At 59.2% G+C, this 16949-nt stretch carries 16 protein-coding genes and 1 pseudogene; 6 read left to right on the top strand and 11 right to left on the bottom strand.

Annotated features, from left to right (window positions below; genetic code table 11):
- The 9 genes from RO009_01295 to RO009_01255 are packed head-to-tail and all read right to left on the bottom strand — an operon-like array spanning position 1 to position 8088.
- Entirely contained in the window at positions 1-1143 is a 1143-nt protein-coding gene (locus tag RO009_01295) for an ABC transporter permease (protein ID MDT3683664.1), read from the bottom strand.
- Entirely contained in the window at positions 1140-2558 is a 1419-nt protein-coding gene (locus RO009_01290; GenBank protein ID MDT3683663.1) for an MBL fold metallo-hydrolase, read from the bottom strand. Before RO009_01290 ends, RO009_01295 begins: the two co-directional genes overlap by 4 nt.
- Positions 2555-2971, bottom strand: coding sequence for a hypothetical protein (locus RO009_01285; protein MDT3683662.1), 417 nt, complete (start codon positions 2969-2971; stop codon positions 2555-2557). Before RO009_01285 ends, RO009_01290 begins: the two co-directional genes overlap by 4 nt.
- A 49-nt stretch (positions 2972-3020) precedes the next feature.
- Positions 3021-3890: an LOG family protein gene (locus RO009_01280; protein MDT3683661.1), complete on the bottom strand. Its 870-nt coding sequence runs from the start codon at positions 3888-3890 to the stop codon at positions 3021-3023.
- Positions 3887-4894 (bottom strand): ABC transporter ATP-binding protein, encoded by a 1008-nt coding sequence (locus RO009_01275; GenBank protein ID MDT3683660.1) that lies wholly within the window; start codon positions 4892-4894, stop codon positions 3887-3889. The genes RO009_01280 and RO009_01275 overlap by 4 nt, the downstream gene beginning before the upstream one ends.
- The gene (locus tag RO009_01270) at positions 4845-5780 is read right to left on the bottom strand and encodes an ABC transporter ATP-binding protein (protein MDT3683659.1); all 936 of its coding nucleotides are present in this window, start codon (positions 5778-5780) and stop codon (positions 4845-4847) included. Before RO009_01270 ends, RO009_01275 begins: the two co-directional genes overlap by 50 nt.
- Positions 5768-6778, bottom strand: a complete 1011-nt coding sequence (locus RO009_01265; protein MDT3683658.1) for an efflux RND transporter periplasmic adaptor subunit — start codon at positions 6776-6778, stop codon at positions 5768-5770. Before RO009_01265 ends, RO009_01270 begins: the two co-directional genes overlap by 13 nt.
- Positions 6775-7419, bottom strand: a complete 645-nt coding sequence (locus RO009_01260; protein MDT3683657.1) for a TetR/AcrR family transcriptional regulator — start codon at positions 7417-7419, stop codon at positions 6775-6777. Before RO009_01260 ends, RO009_01265 begins: the two co-directional genes overlap by 4 nt.
- Positions 7420-7425: 6 nt before the next feature.
- Positions 7426-8088: a hypothetical protein gene (locus tag RO009_01255; GenBank protein ID MDT3683656.1), complete on the bottom strand. Its 663-nt coding sequence runs from the start codon at positions 8086-8088 to the stop codon at positions 7426-7428.
- A gap of 939 nt (positions 8089-9027) precedes the next feature.
- Between RO009_01255 and RO009_01250 the strand changes: the two genes are divergently transcribed.
- Both RO009_01250 and RO009_01245 read left to right on the top strand, forming a co-directional pair.
- On the top strand, positions 9028-10023 hold the full coding sequence (locus RO009_01250) for an integrase core domain-containing protein (GenBank protein ID MDT3683655.1): 996 nt from the start codon (positions 9028-9030) through the stop codon (positions 10021-10023).
- 342 nt (positions 10024-10365) lie between these two features.
- On the top strand, positions 10366-11334 hold the full coding sequence (locus RO009_01245; GenBank protein ID MDT3683654.1) for an integrase core domain-containing protein: 969 nt from the start codon (positions 10366-10368) through the stop codon (positions 11332-11334).
- Positions 11335-11653: 319 nt separating this feature from the next.
- Here RO009_01245 and RO009_01240 read toward each other — a convergent pair whose 3' ends face one another.
- Together RO009_01240 and RO009_01235 are read right to left on the bottom strand one after the other, a co-directional pair.
- Positions 11654-11890, bottom strand: coding sequence for a hypothetical protein (locus tag RO009_01240; protein ID MDT3683653.1), 237 nt, complete (start codon positions 11888-11890; stop codon positions 11654-11656).
- Between the two features lie 17 nt (positions 11891-11907).
- Positions 11908-13140, bottom strand: a complete 1233-nt coding sequence (locus RO009_01235; protein MDT3683652.1) for a benzoate/H(+) symporter BenE family transporter — start codon at positions 13138-13140, stop codon at positions 11908-11910.
- Between the two features lie 111 nt (positions 13141-13251).
- Between RO009_01235 and RO009_01230 the strand changes: the two genes are divergently transcribed.
- From RO009_01230 to RO009_01215, 4 genes and pseudogenes are all read left to right on the top strand, one after another.
- Positions 13252-14742 carry a PLP-dependent aminotransferase family protein gene (locus RO009_01230; protein MDT3683651.1) on the top strand — a complete coding sequence of 497 codons (1491 nt, stop codon included), beginning with the start codon at positions 13252-13254 and terminating at the stop codon, positions 14740-14742.
- Between the two features lie 133 nt (positions 14743-14875).
- Positions 14876-16180: a serine hydroxymethyltransferase gene (gene glyA, locus RO009_01225; protein MDT3683650.1), complete on the top strand. Its 1305-nt coding sequence runs from the start codon at positions 14876-14878 to the stop codon at positions 16178-16180.
- Positions 16181-16204: 24 nt separating this feature from the next.
- Positions 16205-16459: a hypothetical protein gene (locus RO009_01220; protein MDT3683649.1), complete on the top strand. Its 255-nt coding sequence runs from the start codon at positions 16205-16207 to the stop codon at positions 16457-16459.
- Positions 16437-16826 (top strand): annotated as a pseudogene (locus tag RO009_01215) (integrase core domain-containing protein). The gene RO009_01220 and the pseudogene RO009_01215 overlap by 23 nt, the downstream one beginning before the upstream one ends.
- Positions 16827-16949 lie beyond the last annotated feature (123 nt).

Genomic DNA, 16949 nt, shown 5'->3' with positions numbered 1-16949 from the left:
CTACACCAGCTTTTTTCGGAACTTGCGGTTGGCGAGCACCACGAGGGCCACTCCGAAGAGGGTGAGGAGGCCTGCTTCTGTCGCAAGGATCTGGAGGCCGACACCCTTGAGGTAGATGCCCTTGAGCATGGTGACGAAATACGAGGCTGGGACCAGATGAGTGATCACCTGAATCGGCACCGGCATGTTGGCGATCGCGTACATGAAACCGGAGAGCAGGAACGAGGGCAGGAAGGTCAGTACCATCGCGAGTTGGCTGGCGAGGAGCTGGCCGCGGGTAAGGATGCTGATTACCATGCCGAGCGAGAGGGCGCCGGCAAGGAAAACCGCCGCCATGGCGAAGAGAAGCGCGACGCTTCCACGTAACGGCACATTGAACAGGAACTCGCCCATCAGGACGGCGAGTGCGACGTCGAGCATGCCGATGGTGAAGTAGGGCAGCAGCTTGCCAAGGATCAGCTCGTTGCCTCTCACCGGCGTTGCGATGAGCTGCTCCATCGTGCCCTGCTCCCATTCGCGAGCTATCGTGAGCGAGGTGAGGAGGGCTGCGATCACCATCATGATCACGGCGATGAGGCCGGGAATTATGTAGTTCTTCGATTCGAGGTCGGCATTGAACCAGGCCCGGGCGCGCAGATCGACGGGCGGGTGAACAGTCTGACCGGTGGTACGACGGATTGCGCGCAGCGCCACGTCCTGGGAATAGCTGAAGGCGACCACATCGAGATAGCCCATGGCAATTGTTGCGGTGTTGGGATCGCTGCCATCGACGATGGCCTGGACGGGTGCCGGTCTCCCGGCCTCGATGCGGCCGGCGAAGTCGGTCGGAATGACGAGCGCGACCAGCGCCCGGCCGGAATCGATCTCCCGCTCGACCTCCCGGTAGCTATGGACGTGGCCGGTGACTGAAAAATACCGCGAGCCGTCGAAATGACTTACGAACTCGCGACTCTCGTGCGAGGCGCTCTGATCCCAGACGACAGTCGGTACGTTGTCCACGTCGAGCGACAGCGCGTAGCCGAACAACAGCAAGAGCAGCATTGGGATGGCGATTGCCATGCCGAGGCTGCGCGGGTCGCGAAGGATATGGATGGTCTCCTTGCGGGCGATCGCCCAGACCCGGAAGGGTTTCATTCTTGTCATGGCAGCCGCTTTCCGGCGTCGCCCGCCGCAACCTCGACCATTTGTCCGGTCTTGGGCGTTTGCATATTCCAACCCGGCCGACGAGAAATTTCGCCGGCAAGGGCGGTGGAGGAGCGGGGCTCGCCGTGCATCACGAAGGTGCGCGTGGGTGCACGCCGGAAGGCGCCAAGCCAGTGCAGAAGTGCAGATTGATCCGCATGCGCAGAAAATCCGCCGAGCGTATGAATGCTGGCCCGCACTGCCACATCCTGATCGAAGATGCGCACGCGCTCGGCGCCATCCACAAGCCGGCGGCCAAGCGTCCCCTGGGCCTGGAGCCCCGTGATCAGGACCGCGTTCTCGCGGCGCCCCAGGTTGTGCAGCAAATGGTGCTTGATGCGGCCCGCCGTGCACATGCCGCTTCCGGCAATAATGACGGCGCCGGATCGAATGGTGTTGAGGGCGCGCGACTCATCGACCGAGCCAACGAATGTAAGGTTGGGGAGTCCTTTTCCAGCCGCATGCCATGCGACAAGCTTTTTGGCCTCTTCGTCGAACAGCGCAAGGTTGCTCCGAGTAACCCGGGTGACGGCGGTGGCCATCGGCGAGTCGATGAAAATGCTGAGGTGGCGGAACCGGCCCCGGCAGGTCAAATGATGGAAATAGTAGATCAGCTCCTGCGTTCGGCCGATGGCAAAAGCCGGAACGATGACATTTCCTTTTTTAACCTCCAGTGTCTCATTCACCACCGCGACGAATTCATCGAGGGTTTCTGCGAGGCTCTTGTGACGCCGGTCGCCATAGGTCGATTCAACAAACAAGATATCGGCGTCCTCAATCGGCGACGGATCGCGGAGGATGGGACGTCCCGGTTGACCAAGATCGCCTGAGAACACCAGTTTCCGTTCGCGAGGGCTCTCTTTGACCCATATCTCCAGGATCGCCGAGCCGAGAATGTGGCCCGCGTCGCGCAGGCGAATACGGATGGAGTCGTGCGGATTGTGAAGGGTGTCATAATGCACGACACTGAGCAGGCCCAGCACGGCTTCAGCGTCGGCCATGCTGTAGATGGGCTCTGCCGCCCCGCGGGTGCGACTTTTGCGTTTTGCCCGCTCGGCCTCGGAGCCTTGAATGCTCGCACTGTCGCGGAGCATGATTGCGAGGAGTTCGGCGGTTGCCGGGGTCGTGTAGATCGGACCGCGGAAGCCGTCTCGCCAAAGTTTCGGGAGAAGCCCGCTATGGTCGATATGGGCATGGGTCAGGAGCACAAAATTGATGGTGCGAGGATCGAACGCAAAGGGTGCGCGATTTCGACCGTCGGCTTCGCGCCCACCCTGGAACATCCCACAATCGACCAGAAAGCGAACCTCTTTGGTCTCGATCATGGTGCAGGAACCGGTGACCTCCTGCGCTGCGCCGTGAAACGCGATCTTCACAGGCCTGCCCTCCTGCGTGTCTGCCGGATGAAGCGGTACGCGACAAACGCAATGGCAATCCACACAGCACTACGCAGGCTCATCGCGACGACGGTGCGCAGCTCATAGGCGCCACCGCCTGCAACGTGCAGGCCGAAAGCAACGAAGACAACTAGTGTTGACGCCGCGATCGCGGCCGCAACTGCCGTCGTCCAACGCTGTCGAAGCCAAAGGCCGATGCCAGCGATAACGTAGGCGAATCCTGCCAGGAAGTTGAACCAGACGACGAAGGGAACGTACTGACCGGCCGCACGGCGCGCCGTCTCGCTCCAAAATATGACCGCGCCACCTTCTTGGATTGTCAGAAGTCCGAACAGGACGGCGATGATGCTCGCCGACCGTAGCCAGAGCGTGCCTTCCCCACGCGCCTTCATTATCGCACCTCTTCTGAGTAATTGTTCGCTGGATTAGCACGGAGCCATTTCATTCAGGCGGCCTCCCGCCATAGAATTTTTGGACAATCTGGATTGCCTGCTCGGAACAATCCGCGATCTGAAACAAAGCAATGTCATCAGGGTCGATGACACCTTCCTCGACGAGGAAATTGAAATCGATGGCGCTGGTCCAGAAATCGCGACCGATGAGAACGACGGGCATTCGTGCAATCTTCCCGGTCTGGATCAGGGTCAAGACCTCAAAGAGCTCATCCATCGTTCCCAATCCGCCGGGGAAGACCACCAGAGCCTTTGCGCGGAGCAGGAAGTGCATCTTGCGGATTGCAAAATATCGAAATCGAAAGCAGAGATCTGGAGTGACAAATGGATTGGGGACTTGCTCGCGAGGCAAGGTGATATTGAACCCGATGCTTCGCCCATTGACATCGTGAGCGCCTCTATTGGCGGCTTCCATGATGCCGGGGCCACCACCGGTTACGATCATGAAGTCGCACCGACCTTCTTGCTGGAAACGCCGCGACACGAGCGCGGAAAACCGACGTGCTTCGGCATAGTAGCGAGAATAGTCCAACTGCTTTTCGGCCCGCCTTAATGCCGACTGCAGTGCTTTATTCTGCGGCTTCTTGCGCAGGGCGGTTTTGAGTTCCGTAAGCTGCTTGCTGGCAATCTCCGGTGATAAGAGACGTGCGCTGCCGAACACGACGATGGTCGAGGTGATTGCTTCCTGTCGCAGATACCATTCAGGCTTGAGCAGTTCTAACTGAAGCCGGAGTGGGCGAAGATCCTGCTTGCCAAGGAAGTCGACATCCTCAAAGGCGAGTCGATAAGAAGGACTTGCAGTCGGGGCCGTGTTCGATTGAGGCGGCCAGGCCGTCGACATTTGCAATCGCTTGCTCATGCCGCGACCTCTTCGGACTGGTGCGCCCGATCGCGCGCCTCGACAAGGGAGACAAAGACGTCCTCAAGTGATGGGGTGATCTTTTCGACCCTGTTGATACGATAGCCGCGCGTCTCGAGCTGCTGGCGGATCGCGGCCGCAGCAGCCTCGCCGTCTGCAGCCACAGCATGGAGGTCTTTGCCGAACAGCGCCACCTCCTTTACGACGTCGATTCCCTCGATCTCGTTCATGGCCTCCTGGGGACGCTCACAGACGACCTCGAGGACATCTTCCTGCATCAGCGTCGTCTTGAGCTCATGTGGCGTACCGACAGCGATGAGGTCGCCGCGGTGAATGAGGCCGATCCGGTCGCAATATTCGGCCTCTTCCATGTAATGGGTGGTCACGAACACCGTGACACCTTTGGCCGACAGGTCGTAAATCAGGTCCCAGAAGCGCCGGCGACTCAGCGGGTCCACACCTGAGGTCGGCTCGTCGAGGAAGATTACGGGCGGCTCGTGCAGGACCGCGCAGCCAAGGGCGAGGCGCTGTTTCCAGCCGCCCGAAAGGATCGCTGTGCGCGAGGCCCGATGCTCCGCGAGACCCGCCATTTCAATGACCCACTCCTTGCGTTCTTGCCGTCTCTCCTTCGCGATGCGGTAGATGCCGCTATAGAAGTCGATATTCTCCTCGACCGTCAGATCCTCGTAGAGAGAGAAGCGCTGGCTCATATAGCCGATATGGGATTTGATCTTTTCGGCCTCGGTGTTAACGTCAAAGCCGGCAACGGTTCCGGTACCAGCGCTCGGCGCAAGAATGCCGGTCAGCATCCGGATGGTCGTCGACTTGCCGGATCCGTTCGGGCCGAGGAAGCCGAAAATCTCGCCTCTCGCCACGTCAAACGACACACGGTTGACGGCGACGAAGCTGCCAAACCGGCGCTCCAAATTCCTGACGGACACGGCGATGCTTCGCTCAGGCGTTTCCACCCTCCGCCTCCTGCGACAACACCGACACAAACACATCTTCAAGCGACGGCTCGACGACGCGGATGCTCGCAACTGCGAGCCCCGCGTGCCTGAGGATCTCGGCGGCTTTCGTCATTGCCGTGTCGGGGTCTTGCGCGACGATGTGGACACGATCACCGAACAGACCGACGCTTGCGGACTCCAGACGCGCGCGCAACAGTGCCGCGGATTGACGCGGCTCGGCTGCCCGAACCTCGATCAGTGTGCCCTGCATCAGCTGCTTTGCCTCGTCCGGCGTCCCAACGGCAATGAGCCGCCCCTTGTGCATGAGCGCGACACGCGCACAGCGCTCGGCTTCGTCGAGATAGGCGGTCGAGACGAAGATGGTCACGTTCTCACGCAGGAGTTGGTAAAGGATGCGCCAAAAGTCCCGGCGCGAGACCGGATCGACGCCATTGGTCGGTTCGTCCAGGAACAGCACCTTCGGCGTATGAATAAGTGCGCAGGCGAGGCCGAGCTTTTGCTTCATGCCACCGGAGAGCTTGCCGGCCTGACGCTTCTTAAAGGGTGTGAGATTGCTGAAGGCGAGGAGTTCCTCGATGTGTGTCGCCCGCCCGCGGCGCGGCATACCGTAAAGGTCGGCGTAAAAATCGATGTTCTCCATGACCGTAAGGTCGGGATAGAGGCCGAAGCGCTGGCTCATATAGGCGATGTCGTCCTTGACGGCCTCAGCTTCCTCGACAACGTGTCGACCCGCGACCCAGGCGTCGCCCGCGGTCGGGTCCATGATCCCGGTCAGCAGCCGCATGGTGGTTGTTTTGCCGGCACCGTCCGGACCCACTAGGCCAAATATCTCGCCCTCTTCGACGGAGAGCGTGAGGTCATCGACCGCTTTCAGGTTGCCAAAGGATTTGGACAGGTTCTCGGCCCTTATCGCAGGCATGGCGGCTCTCCTTCGCCGAGCCAGATCTCGGCGTCGGCGGGCATGCCCGGCTTGAGCTCAAACTCCCGATTGGCGATATCGATCTTGATCCGGTAGACGAGCTTGACGCGTTCCTCGGTCGTTTGGACGTTCTTCGGCGTGAATTCCGCCGCAGACGCAATAAACGACAGCTCCCCCGCATAGGTTTTGTCCGGATAGGTATCCGTACGTACGCAGACCCGTTGACCAAGCTTGACACGACCGAGGTTGGTCTCGTTTACGTAGGCGCGCAGCCAAACCTCGGCGAGATTGCCAATTGTCACCACGGGAACGCCGGGAACGACATATTCGCCGGCCTGGATATTTTCCGACAGAACGATACCCGGGATCGGCGAGCGTAACGTTGCGTAGCCCAATCGCGTTTTTGCGATAGCGAGGCTTTGTTTCACTTGGTCGAGACGCGCCTGGGCGCGGGCAATGTCTTCCTGACGCGGTCCTTCCTCGGCAAGCTTCAATCGCTCCTTGGCTTCTTGCAGTCGGCTTCGCGCCACTTCGTGCTCGGCCTTGGCACGCTCATAGACAGCTTGAGACGCAGTCTTGCGCTCAAACAGATCTTTCTGCCGTTCGAATTCAGCGGCAAGACGCTCCACTTCAGCTTGGGCAAGGCGGACGGCTGCTTGCGCGACAGAAATTTCCTGGGGGCGCGATCCTGCATGTAGTGCGGCGAGTTCGGCGGTATAGGCGCGAACCTCGGCCTCGCGCAGCGCCACTTCCTGGGCAAGTTCTGTCGTTTCCAGGCGAGCAACGATCTCGCCAGCCTTTATCGTTTTGCCCTCGGAGGCCGGACGTGCCTCGACCCAGCCAGGAATTCTGAAACTAACTTCGACGTCATTCAACTCAATGTTGCCCGACACACGGATGAGGTTGGGATCGGGCTGCGGCCGAAGCTGGAAATAGGCATAAAGTGCGGTAGCAGCAGCAACGATAATGACCGGAATGAACAGCAACCGCTTGTTCATGAATCCCTCTCGGATTGAGGAGACTTCTCTGCGCGATGTTGCTGAGACTGTCCGGCAAAAAGTTCAAGCTGGATATCGAGTAAACGATTACCTTCTGCCGGCAGATTGAACGCTCGACCACTCAAGGACCAACGAAGAACAAGACCCTGGATAAGCCCAATCATAAGAAATGCCGCGTCCTTTGCTTCGACATCGTTTCGGTAAACACCCTCGCGTTGACCAGCGGCGATCAGGCGTTCGACGCGGCCGAGCAATTGCTGCATGAACTGCCAGAAGATCGTGCGCAGGATCTTGTTCTCCACGTGCAATTCGCGCGAAAGCAAAATGGCGGGAATAGCCGGCGTCAATTGGATCAGCTTTAATTGACCGAGCAAAAGCTCGCGTAGTTGTACGGTCGGTTCGGCCCCCGCCTGTTCGATTGCAAACCAACGCTGCTGGAATTTTTCACCAATTCTGGTCGCGACCGCAGTCCATAAATCTTTCTTACTGGGGAAGTGACGGAAGATCGCAGCCTGCGTTACGCCCACGCCTCGTGCGATTTCATCGGTCGTGAGTCGATCAGGCCCGACCTTGTCCGCAAGCCGCAGGGTCGTCTCGACGATCTCGGATTTGCGTTCCTCTGCCGTTCTGCGGATTCGCATGCGCTCTTAGCTCCTCTCAAGATGAATCTTGATGTCATCTCGGGCCGTAATTTCATCAAAAATTAGCGCGACATTCTGGATTGTGGTTGTTCCTTCCAAGAGGCCATCTAGTCGAGACCAGATTTCATCGAGAGAGATGTCGGGCTGAAGTGCAAGTGACCAATTTAGAATGAATCCTTGGAGCAACTCCGTAATGCCGCGAACGATGATGTCGGGGTCCGGAACATCGGGGAAATCGCCTGACGCTTTTCCCTCCGCAACGATATCAGCGATCAACTGTTCAAATTTGTCTCTTGCGTTCCGAAGCTCACGCGCGATCGCTGTATGATTTTGATTAAGGCGGCGAGAAAATAAGATGTCGCGGAGCGCGGGCGTTCCCGTGACCAGCTCAATTTGATTCGTCAACAGGGCTCGCAGGCGCTGCCTAGGCGGAAGGGCGCTTGCGATACAATTATCCCAAGATTGATACATGCCCTGGGTGATGAAGCGGATCGTGGTGTGCCACAAATCTTCCTCGCTCGAACAAAGGCGCTCCATTGCGCCTTCGCCGATCCCAAGATGTTTCCTCACGTCTGTGACGGTGACCTTGTCGGCCCCGAGCTCGCCGACCAACTGAATAGTCGCCACGGCAATGTCCGCGTCATCAGCGTCGATCGGCTCTATAGGCATCGGCAAAGCCTCACTTATTAGATAGTTAGTAATCACTTATTATGAATGAAATGGGCTGTCAAGATACCGACTTTGCGCGAGGCGGACCGGATAGGACGATACGGTGTTAAAGTGGATAGTATGCAAGCTGAATGAGCATTTATCTAAGAAATCAAGGGGAAGGATCTGCCTAAATTTAACAAGCTTGCGTGGAATCCAAGGCAGTATTAGTAATTAGTCACTATCTTTGCCAAAAAACAGAAGGCGCTCAGAATGAAGAACCAGCGGAGACTCTCCCCCAAAGCGCTCGGGTTCCAACAAAGCAGGGGGCTCGAAACCTGGTAGGTAGCGGGGCGCATGCCAGTGGGTTCGTTCCCTGGTTTTGGCCGCTGTCATTGTCCAAAACGCTCACATCGGCGCGGATAGATGCATTGAGGAGAAACCTGACATTTGCAGAGGTTGTGCAACGAACCCAAGTGCAACGGCCAGCGCCGACCTGGTCAACAAGCAAGCTGCGAGAGTACTCGCGGATGGCAGATGGACCGTTCACACTGGTGGTTCCGCCCTATGCCGGACATTCTTCTACGATCGCTGATTTCCGAACGGGGCAAAGCCTCATTGAGACGGTGCTCGCCCATGGAATTGGGCGGCTCTGCGCAATTGACTGGAAGTCCGCCAACAGGGTGACGAAATCCTATGACATCGACAAATTATCTCGCCGAACTCAATGTGTGCATCGACGACCTTGGCGATCGAGTCAACCTCGTGGAATTGTGCCAGGGGGGATGGCTCGCGGCAATGTATACGGCACGTTTCCCAGCAAGAGTACGTACGCTTGTTCTGGCAGGCTCTCCCATCGATACGGATGCGGGCGAAACCCTATCTATACCGAAAACTCGATTCAGCCCTCTGAGCTGATGGAATCGCCTATAAACAGGCGATGATCGGCTGCTCTCGTTCTTGCTGGCCGTTCTGGTCTCGCCTTTCAGGTCGAATAGCAGCCTGCTCGCCGAAAATGCGTTGTTGCGTCATCAGGTTGTTGTGCTGCGGCGCAAGGTCAAAGGCCGTGTCCCGCTGACCAACGGCGATCGCTGGTTCTTTGTGCAGCTCAATCGTTGGTTTCCGTCGATCCTTGGCTCCCTTGTCGTGATCAGGCCGGAAACGCTGATCCGATGGCATCGGACCGGCTTCCGTCTCTATTGGCGCTGGAAGTCGCGTTCGCAAGGAGGGCGGCCTCGGATCGACGCGGACCTTCGGGCGCTGATCCGGCAGATGAGCATCGCGAACCCGATCTGGGGCGCGCCAAGGATCCATGGCGAACTGCTCAAGCTCGGCTTCGACGTCGCCCAATCGAGCGTCGCCAAATACATGATCAAGCGGCGTGGGCCAGGAGATCAGGGCTGGCGGACGTTCCTGCGCAATCACACGCCTGAGATTGCGGTAATGGATCTGTTCGTCGTTCCCACCATCGGCTTTGAATTGCTATATGCGTTTATTATTGTCCGTCTGGATCGCAGACACCTTGTCTGGATCGCTGTGACCACGAACCCTACGGCGGAGTGGGTTGCCCGACAGATCACGGAGGCATTCCCCTGGGACGAAGCCCCAAGGTACATGGTTCGTGACCGCGACCAGATCTATGGCGCCATCGTAACACGTCGTTTGCAGGCGATGGGCATTCGGGACAGGCCCATTGCCGCATCGTCACCTTGGCAGAATGGCTATGCGGAACGGTTGATCGGGTCTGTCCGGCGCGAGTGTCTCGACCACGTGATCGTGCTTGGAGAATCGCACTTGCGCCGCGTGTTGCGCGCCTATGCGGCTTATTACAATGAAATCCGCACGCACTGGTCATTGGGTAAAGACGCGCCGTTGTCTCGTCCGATCCAGCGAATAGGGCGTATCACCTCACGTGCGATCCTCGGTGGCCTTCATCACCAATATGGTCGGAGTTAGGTTTTCGGTACAGACACCCGTTTGGCGGGTACAAACAGTCGGGAATCGGCCGTGAAGAGTGTTTTGAGGAGCTGATCAGCTTCACCCAGGAGAAGAACATTCATATCAGCTTGCAATAACTCACTTATCTTGAGGCGTCCTTGGGGGTGTGGTCTAGATTTGAAATCGGTTTTTCGGCGGATTTCCTCACTTCGGAATCCCGTTCCGGAATTATTGAAATCGCTGTCCGCGAATTATCGAAACCGCTCTCCGGAAATTGCCGAAACACGTTGTCCTTTCGGAAAATTCTATCCGGCACGGAATTAGCCTTGTGAGCCAGAATCGTCGCATCTTTGTCAGGCGATGATTGCTGTCCTCCATTCGCTCGCATTGTTCGTTCGCGACCTGTTCAAGTCGCGGCGCCGGCTCGAAGCCGAGAATCTGATGCTTCGGCATCAGCTCAATATCGCTCTGCGTCGGGCACAACCTCGGCTTTGTAACGGTGACCGCTTTCTTCTCATGTTGATGACCAGGCTGTGGCCGCGCCTGCTTGGAGTTGTCAGGGTCGTGCAGCCGGAGACGGTCCTGCGCTGGCATCGTGTTGGATTTCGTATGTTCTGGCGCTGGAAGTCGCGCTGGAGGGCAGGGCGGCCACGGATTGATCGCCGGCTGCGGGAGCTGATCCGGTGGATCAGCCGGGAAAATCCGCTGTGGGGCGCTCCGCGTATCCATGGCGAGTTGTTGATGCTCGGGTTCGAAGTCGCCCAATCCACGGTCTCAAAATACCTCGTGCGAGGCAGCAGGCCGCCGTCACAAAGTTGGCGAACATTTCTTCGCAATCACGCCGATACGATAGCGGCTATCGATATGGTGGTCGTCCCGACCGTGAGCTTTGACCGCCTGTTTGCCTTTCTGGTCCTCGGCCACGGCCGTCGGCAGTTGATCTGGGTCGAGGTGACCCGACATCCGACGGCGGCTTGGCTGGCCCAACAGATCACGGAAGCCTTCCCTTGGACATCGGCGCCGACCTATCTGGTGCGCGACAATGATGGCTGTTACGGGCACGTCTTTGTGTCGCGAGTCAGGACCATAGGGATACGGGACCGTCCGATCTCACCTCAATCACCCTGGCAGAACGGGATTGCGGAACGACTGATCGGCACCTTGCGTCGCGAGTGTCTGGATTACCTGTTGATTGTCGGAGAGGTGCACCTGCGGCGCGTCCTGGCGTTACAGAAAGATGCGCCTTGGCACCGAGCTGTCCAGCGCTCCGGCGCCATTGTCGCCGCCCCGATCTTGGCCGGCCTGCATCACCAATACGTCCGGATATGATTTTCGGAAAGGACAGGTGCACGCTCGCGTGCGACATTGGTCACGCGGACTGCCGCAATACCGAATCGGGCATCATGCCCTCGTCGCGGCCTTGAATGACGGTTTCGAACGTCAGCCAGGACTATTTCTGACAGGAAACTACTTTGCTGGTGTGTCCGTAGCTGCCTGCGTCGCTCATGCTTGCAAAACGGCAAAACGCGCAGGTAGCTACTTGCTCGGCCGAGAGGGTACGCGTTGGAATCGCCGATCGGTTTCAGGGGGTCTTAGGGCTTGGATTTGCTCAAGGCGATCGACACGCCGCTCTATTGCATTGAGCAGTTCATCCTGGCGCGCGGATTGTACCACGACACTCGCAAGTTGCTGGAGTGCGTTCGATCTTGGCAACGCGCTGATAGACGTTCTGCAACTCCGCCTTCATTCCAAAGAATGCCGCCGTTCCTGCAACGTCAAAGCTGATTACCGCGACATTCAGGCCGTGAACCTCCATGGGCAGGACGGCGGCACTATTGCCGACGCGCCCATGCAGGACCTGGCCCTGAATTGAAATGATGGACATGGGTATCCCCTGGGCCATCACTTCGCGGCGCTTTCGCGCACGGCCAGATCGGCGCGTTCACGGCGCGGCAAGCGGCCGTTCAGCATAATGTGGGCGATAAGGCCAATCACCAGTCCCCAAAATGCGCCGCCGATGCCGAGCAGGTTGATATTTGCGGCCGAAGCCAGAAACGTAATCAGCGCCGCTTCGCGTGAGATTGGGTCGGCCATCGCCCCTGCGAGGCTGCCGCCAATCGTGCCGAGCAGTGCCAGACCGGCGAGGGTTGTGATAAAGGTTGCGGGAAACGCCATGAACACGGCGGCGAGGGTCACGCCGAATGCGCCGACGAGGATATAGAAGCAGCCCGCCGCAATACCCGCGATCCACTGCTTCGTCGGGTCTTGGTGCGCTTCCTTGCCAGTGGCGATCGCCGCCGTAATGGCCGCGATGTTGAACGCGTGGGAGCCGAACGGAGCCATGAGCAGCGAACCAAGGCCGGTCACGGTGACGATGGGATTGGCACTGGTCTTGAAGCCGTCGTTTCGCAGAACGAGCATTCCTGGCATGTATTGCCCGGTCAGCGTGATGAGGAACAAGGGCAGTGCGACGCTCAGCAGCATATTGAGCGATAATTCGGGCATGGTGAAGACCGGAGCGGCAAACTGCAGTTGGAGCCCCGACAGGTCAACGCGACCCTGTACGAGAAGGAAGGCCAGTCCGAGAACGAGGATGCCGACCACGGCGTAACGAGCAGAAAAGCGTTTCAGCAGAACATAGGCGACGATCAGCAGCCCGACCAGGAGAGGCTCGATGCTTGCGCCGTCGAATGCCCCGATGCCGAATTGGAGCAGAATGCCCGCAAGCAGGCCAGACGCGATGCCCGGCGGGATCAGTTGGATCACTTTCTCGAAATAGCCCGAGAGACCGAGCAGAACGAAAGCCAATGCCGAAATCATGTAGGCGCCGACAGTTTCTGCATAGGGTGTCGTTGCCAGGGCGGTGACGAGAAAAGCCGCTGCCGGCGTCGACCAGGCGGTGATGATCGGCTCGCGGTAGCGCAAGCTCAGGAACAGTCCCGTCAGTCCCACGCCGATGGATACGGACCAGACCCACGATGCCGTCAGTTCCGGGCTCAGACCCGCAACCTTCGCCGCCTGAAAGACCAGGATGAAGGTTCCGCCATAGTTGACGATGACGGAAATCAACCCCGCGACAGTGGGGTGGGTGAGATCAATCAGGCGAATGGACGCTGGTGAGGATCTGGACGACATAACCTTGAAAGGGCTCCTGAATCGGGGCCAAGGCCCAATGGACATGCCTTGACATTTAGCGGATGAATGGTCCGGTGTTTCCATCCACTTTATTCGAGAGGTTCAGACCATTTGTTCAAGCATTCTCAACTGGAGTCCGTAAAGGCATGGCTTGCTCACCCCGCACATGCGGCAATGCCGCTTCATGCGCGGATACAGCGGGCCATCCGGCAACTGATCCTCGACGGTGCGCTTGGCCCAGGAAAGCCGCTGCCGGCCTCGCGCATGCTCGCCAAATCGCTCAGCGTCTCCCGCGACACGATCGAGGCAGCCTATGCACAGCTCCATGCCGAAGGCTTCATTGATCGGCGCATTGGGAGCGGCAGTTTCGTTGCGGAGATGACGGAGTTCACGCCCGGTCGCCGGCTCTCACAGCGCGATACGCTTTTGCGCAAGCAGGCCCCCAACCTCAGCAAGCGCGGGAACGCCATGTTCCGCGGCGGCGGCGTACGCGAGATGTTGTCGCCCCGGCCGTTCGCGCATGGCGTGCCGGACACGCGCAGCTTCCCACTTCAGCTCTGGGAACGTCTGGGACGGCAGGTGCTGAAGGAAACCGGAACGCAGGCCCTGCTTCACGGTGATCCGCAAGGCACCGTGCCGCTAAGGCGAGCGATCGCCGACTATGTGAATCTTGAGCGCGGCGCGCGCGCCACCGCCGATCGTGTACTGATCCTCACAAGCTCGCAGCAGGCGATGATCTTGTGCGCAAACATGCTACTCGATCCTGGCGATCGCATCTTCATCGAAGACCCGGCCTATTACGGCGCGCGCAAGGCGTTCGACGCGGCGGGGCTCGAATGCGTTCCGATCCGTGTCGACCGCCAGGGTATCATGGTTGAGCAGATCATGGCCGAACCACGCAAGGCCAGGGCCATTTTCCTGACGCCCTCCCACCAGTTCCCGACCGGTGCAACGTTGGCGCTCGATCGCCGCCTCGCCCTGATCGAATGGGCGGTCCGGCATCAGGCGTGGATCATCGAAGACGATTACGACAGTGAGTTCCACTACGCTGGAAAGCCGACTGCCTGCGTGCAAGGGCTCGATCCGCATGAGCGGACGATCTACATCGGCACCTTCACCAAATCGCTCTTTCCAGGCTTGCGGATTGGCTACGTCGTTCTGCCGTCCCAGCTCGTCAAGCCGATGACCGTGGCGCGCACGCTGCTGGACGGGCACACGGCGTCAATAGCTCAACTGACGCTGGCGCGGTTCATGGAAGGCGGACATTTCGGGGCACATGTACGCACCATGCGCGGCGTTTATGCCGGACGGCTCGACCTGCTGGTGAGCCTCGTTGGCAAGCATCTTGCGGATTTTGTTGAGCCACGCGTTCCGATTGGCGGCCTGCAAATGCCGTGCGTGCTGACCTGCGACTTACCCGAACGGGCCGCCATCGATGCCGCGCGGCGTGCCGGGATCGAGCTTCTGGGGCTATCGGCGCTCCATGTGACCGGTGACGGCAAGGCGGGATTTCTGATGGGTTTTGCCGCCTACACGCCGGCCGAAATCCAAATCGCGGTCAGGAAACTGGCGAATGCATTTCGGGACGCGATGCAGTCATAGCACCGGCATTTGGTCTGGCCATACTTCGTAAAATGGCAGGGTTCATCAGACCAAATTTATGGTAGGCGCTGACTAACACCCAGCCCAGGGCGTAGCTGTCGGTTAGTTGCCAGCACTTTGAAGGAGATCAACGATGGAAACATCGGTCGCGCCGCGCGCAATTCAGACAATAGCGAGCGCAGGCGTGAGCGCTGTCGGCCTAACCTCCGCCGATGCTGCGGTTGCCCTCGCGATCGCAAACGAGAAAGTCAGGCAGCGCGAGTCCATCGAATTGATCGCATCGGAGAATTTCGTGAGCCAGGCGGTACTCGACGTGCAGGGTTCTGTGCTCACCAACAAATATGCCGAAGGTTATCCGAATCGCCGCTACTATGGCGGCTGCACGAATGTGGATGTCGTTGAGGATTTGGCGCTCGCGCGCGTGAACCAACTCTTTGGCAGCACTCATGCCAATGTCCAGCCCCATTCAGGCAGTCAGGCCAATCAGGCAGTCTTCCTCGCGTTGCTCACTCCCGGCGACACAATCCTCGGTCTAGACCTGAAGGCTGGGGGGCACCTCACGCACGGCGCGCCGGTCAATATGTCCGGCCGCTGGTTCAACGCCGTGAGCTACGGTGTCGACGCGGAGACACATCTCATCGACATGGATCAGGTGGCGCAACTCGCGCGCCAGCATCGGCCCAAACTCCTAATCGCCGGCGGCTCGGCCTATCCGCGCATCATAGACTTTGCGCGCTTCCGCGGGGTTGCCGACGAGGTGGGCGCAATCCTGCTCGTCGACATGGCGCATTTCGCGGGGCTCGTCGCCGGCGGCGTCTATCCGTCGCCCGTGCCCTTCGCCGATGTCGTTACATCGACCACGCACAAGACCTTGCGCGGACCGCGCGGCGGGTTTGTCCTGACCAATGACGCCGGGATCGCGAAGAAGATTAATTCCGCGACATTCCCCGGCCTTCAGGGCGGCCCGCTCATGCACGTCATCGCCGCGAAGGCCGTCGCGTTCGGTGAGGCGCTGCAACCGTCCTTCAAAACCTACACGCGCGCAGTCGTCGAGAATTGTCGGGTGCTCGCGCAGGCTCTTTCCGACGGCGGACTAAAAATAACGTCTGGCGGCACGGATTGCCATCTGGCCGTCATCGATCTGCGCCCCTTCGGCGTGACCGGCAATATCGCCGAAAAGGCACTTGAATCGGTTGGCATCACTGTCAATAAGAACGCGATCCCGAACGACCCGGAGAAACCTATGGTGACGTCGGGCATCCGTGTCGGCTCTGCGGCCGGAACGTCGCGCGGCTTCGGAATGGACGAGTATCGCGAGGTCGCTGCCCTCATTCTCGCAACCCTCCATGCTGTCTGTGACGGAACGCTCGATGCAGAACGGCAATCGATCAACGCTCGCGTACGCCAGCTCGTGGCGCGTTTTCCGCTGCCCTATTGATTGAAGGCGGGAGGTGGGTCCGAGATGACGATCGAGCTTTCACCCGAAGAGATTGCTCGCTTTGGTGATAATCCTGCGTCGGCTTTCGCAGTGAACCTGAAAGCTGTTCATGAGCGTATCGCCGCTGCCTGCCATCGCTGCGGACCGCATCCTGCCGATGTGCGGTTGCTGTCCGTCACCAAGACGGTGCCGGCCCATGTTCTGCGGCTGGCATACGCTGCAGGAATCTCCGACTTCGGGGAAAACAAGCTTCAGGAGGCCCGTGAACGTCGTCGATGATGTGACCGAAGAATGCCTGGCTGCGATCGCGAACACATCGATCTCCGGGCGGCGGGTGGCGCGCGAACTCGACGCCATCATCGCTCGACGCGGGAAGCCGGACCTGATCGTCCCCGATCAGGGACGGAGTTCACCTCCAGCGCCCTGGTCGCCTGGACGCAGGCCTCCAAGGTCGCATGGCACTTCATCGCGCCCGGCAAGATTATGCAGAATGCATCTGCGAAGCCTTCGACGGGCGTACCCGCGAGATGAGCTCTTGAACGAGACGATCTTCTCCGACCTCGACTATGCGCGATCCGTGATCGCCAGATGGATCGGCAACTACAACTTGCGCCGCCCGCATTCGGCGTTGGCCTACCTCACGCCGCGGCCTACGCCCATCTCACCGCAACGGACGATCGGCTGCGCAACCCCGACCAACTCCGACGGCGCGAGCGCTAGCGCCAAAACCCGTCGCTCGAAGGGGTCAATATTGGACGCCGATGAGGGT

This window comes from Pseudorhodoplanes sp. (assembly GCA_032027085.1).
In the GTDB taxonomy this organism is placed as follows: domain Bacteria; phylum Pseudomonadota; class Alphaproteobacteria; order Rhizobiales; family Xanthobacteraceae; genus Pseudorhodoplanes.
This window is presented reverse-complemented; position numbering and strand designations above follow the sequence as displayed.

Excerpts from the sequence above, each read along its gene's own strand:
- RO009_01295 (MDT3683664.1), bottom strand. The coding sequence starts at position 1,143 with ATGACAAGAATGAAACCCTTCCGGGTCTGGGCGATCGCCCGCAAGGAG.
- RO009_01285 (MDT3683662.1), bottom strand. The coding sequence starts at position 2,971 with ATGAAGGCGCGTGGGGAAGGCACGCTCTGGCTACGGTCGGCGAGCATC.
- RO009_01280 (MDT3683661.1), bottom strand. The coding sequence starts at position 3,890 with ATGAGCAAGCGATTGCAAATGTCGACGGCCTGGCCGCCTCAATCGAAC.
- RO009_01275 (MDT3683660.1), bottom strand. The coding sequence starts at position 4,894 with ATGTGTTTGTGTCGGTGTTGTCGCAGGAGGCGGAGGGTGGAAACGCCT.
- RO009_01270 (MDT3683659.1), bottom strand. The coding sequence starts at position 5,780 with ATGCCTGCGATAAGGGCCGAGAACCTGTCCAAATCCTTTGGCAACCTG.
- RO009_01265 (MDT3683658.1), bottom strand. The coding sequence starts at position 6,778 with ATGAACAAGCGGTTGCTGTTCATTCCGGTCATTATCGTTGCTGCTGCT.
- RO009_01260 (MDT3683657.1), bottom strand. The coding sequence starts at position 7,419 with ATGCGAATCCGCAGAACGGCAGAGGAACGCAAATCCGAGATCGTCGAG.
- RO009_01255 (MDT3683656.1), bottom strand. The coding sequence starts at position 8,088 with ATGCCTATAGAGCCGATCGACGCTGATGACGCGGACATTGCCGTGGCG.
- RO009_01245 (MDT3683654.1), top strand. The coding sequence starts at position 10,366 with ATGATTGCTGTCCTCCATTCGCTCGCATTGTTCGTTCGCGACCTGTTC.
- RO009_01240 (MDT3683653.1), bottom strand. The coding sequence starts at position 11,890 with ATGTCCATCATTTCAATTCAGGGCCAGGTCCTGCATGGGCGCGTCGGC.
- RO009_01235 (MDT3683652.1), bottom strand. The coding sequence starts at position 13,140 with ATGTCGTCCAGATCCTCACCAGCGTCCATTCGCCTGATTGATCTCACC.
- glyA (MDT3683650.1), top strand. The coding sequence starts at position 14,876 with ATGGAAACATCGGTCGCGCCGCGCGCAATTCAGACAATAGCGAGCGCA.
- RO009_01220 (MDT3683649.1), top strand. The coding sequence starts at position 16,205 with ATGACGATCGAGCTTTCACCCGAAGAGATTGCTCGCTTTGGTGATAAT.